Consider the following 2,192-nt stretch of genomic DNA (forward strand, 5'->3'; position numbering starts at 1 on the left):
GCTGCGCGGGCTGTACCGGCCGGGCTCGACGGCCGGCCGTGCCGACGTCGCGATGCTGCGGGCCTGGACCGGGCGCGGGCTGCGGGTGCAGGGCCTGACGACACAGTTGCTGGCGGTGAGCGTGGTCGAGGAGAGCCGGTCACGCTGGCTGCTGCGGGTCGAGGACCGGGTCACGACCGCGGTGGCGGTCGGCGAGGGCGTACGGCACGACCTGCCGGCCCACCGGCCGCGCGTCAGCGTGATCGAGCTGGTCGCGGTCGGCGGCGCGTGGCGGGTCGGGTCGGTCAGGCCAGCCCGGTCCTGATCACGGCCGCCACGTCGGCGTCACGGAAGACGTAGCCGGAGCGCCGCAGCACCTCCGGACGCACGTCCACCGAGCCGAGCAGCTCGGGGGAGAGCCGTCCCGCCGCCACCCGGAGGACCGGTGCCGGGACGGCCAGGGCCGCCGGCCGACGTACGGCGGCCGCGAGTGCGCGGGTGAACTCGGCGTTCGTCGGGGTGGCCGGGCAGCAGACGTTGACGGGACCCGCGACGTCGCTCTCCACCAGGTGCGCCACGGCGCCGACCCAGTCGCGCAGCGACACCAGCGGCATCCGCTGAGCGCCGTCGCCGAGCCGGGCGCCGAGACCGGCGCGGAACAGCAGCCGTAGCTGCTTGAGAGGAGCGCTGGCGGCGTCCATGACCGGCGCGGTGCGCAGGAAGCAGACCCGGCCGCCGGCCGCGACCGCGGGCGCCGTCGCGTCCTGCCAGTCCCGGCACACGTTGGTCATCAAGGTGCCGGTCCGGCTGTCGGACGTCTCGTCGACGGGCTCGGCGCCGTGGTCGCCGTACCAGCCGACGGCGTTGCCGGCCAGGAAGGCCGGAGGCCGGGAGGCGGCCGCGACGGCCTCGGCGAGCACCCGCGTGGTCGTCACCCGGCTCTCGCGCAGCCGCGTCGACCACCGGCGCGAGTGCGGGTTGCCGAGGGTGGGGGAGCCGGCCAGGTTGACCACCACGCTCGCGCCCGCGACCAGGTCGCGGTCCAGGACGCCGGCGTACGGATCCCATCGGGACTCGTGCGGGCCGGCGGGGTGCCGGCGTACCAGCGCGACGACGTCGTGCCCACGCCCGCGCAGCTCCTCGCTGAGGTGGCTGCCCAGGAAGCCGGACGCGCCGGCGATCACGACCCGTGCCATGCGCCAACGCTAACGGGACGTCATACGGACCGAGCAAGCGCTCGCAGTGTCCGTATGACGTCCCGTATGACGTCTCGCTGGGGCGACCGGGGTCAGACCTCGAAGACGCCCGCCTCCAGGCGCTTCTTGACGTCCTGCAGGAAGCGGCCGGCGTCGGCGCCGTCGACCAGGCGGTGGTCGTAGGTGAGCGCCAGGTTGACCATGTAGCGCACCGCGATCGTCTCGCCGAGGTTCGGGTCGTCGATGACGACCGGGCGCTTCACGACGGCACCGGGGCCGAGGATGGCGACCTGCGGCTGGTTGATGATCGGGGTGTCGAACAGCGCCCCGAAGCTGCCGAGGTTGGTGATCGTGAAGGTGCCGCCCGACAGCTCGTCCGGGGTGATCTTGTTGGTCCGGGTGCGCTCGGCGACGTCCGCGATCTTCTTGGCGAGCCCGGCGACCGACAGGTCCCCGGCGTCCTTGACGACCGGCGTCAGCAGGCCGCGCTCGGTGTCGACGGCGAACGCGATGTTCTCCCGGTCGTAGTAGGTCACCTCGCCGGCCTCGGTGTTGAGGTTGGCGTTGAGCTTGGGGTGCTGCTTGAGCGCGTCGATCGCCGCCTTGGCGAAGAACGGCAGGTACGTCAGCTTGACCCCCTCGCGCGCCTGGAACTCGGCCTTGGCCGACTCCCGCAGGCGGGCGATGTTGGTGACGTCGACCTCCATGACCTGGGTCAGCTGGGCCGAGACGTGCAGCGACTCCACCATGCGCTCGGAGATCACCTTGCGCAGCCGGCTGACCTTCTCGGTCGTACCGCGCAGCGGCGACGGGGAGACCGGAACGGGAGCGCTGGACGCCGGAGCCGAGGCGGCGGCCGGCGCCGGGGCGGCGCTGCTCTTGGCCTCGGCGGCCTTTAGGACGTCCTCCTTGCGGATCCGGCCGCCGACGCCGCTGCCGGTGACCGAGCCCAGGTCGACGCCGTGCTGGGCGGCGAGCTTGCGCACCAGCGGGGTGACGTAGCCGTGGCCCTCCGAG

General features: G+C 73.5%; 3 protein-coding genes. 1 reads left to right on the plus strand and 2 read right to left on the minus strand.

The features are described 5' to 3' along the window. Nucleotides 1-304, plus strand: a 304-nt coding sequence (locus VGE38_RS16635; RefSeq protein WP_331143674.1) for a hypothetical protein, incomplete at its 5' end; no start/stop codon positions are given. On the opposite strand, the gene VGE38_RS16640 is transcribed toward VGE38_RS16635, so the two are convergent. Then, nucleotides 285-1,175: a TIGR01777 family oxidoreductase gene (locus tag VGE38_RS16640; RefSeq protein ID WP_331143675.1), complete on the minus strand. Its 891-nt coding sequence runs from the start codon at nt 1,173-1,175 to the stop codon at nt 285-287. The two genes, VGE38_RS16635 and VGE38_RS16640, sit on opposite strands and share 20 nt — an antisense overlap. A gap of 92 nt (nt 1,176-1,267) precedes the next feature. Next, a partial coding sequence (sucB, locus tag VGE38_RS16645; protein ID WP_331143676.1) for a 2-oxoglutarate dehydrogenase, E2 component, dihydrolipoamide succinyltransferase occupies nt 1,268-2,192 on the minus strand: 925 nt, incomplete at its 5' end.

Origin of the sequence: Nocardioides sp., from assembly GCF_036405735.1 — a bacterium.
Taxonomy (GTDB): domain Bacteria; phylum Actinomycetota; class Actinomycetes; order Propionibacteriales; family Nocardioidaceae; genus Nocardioides.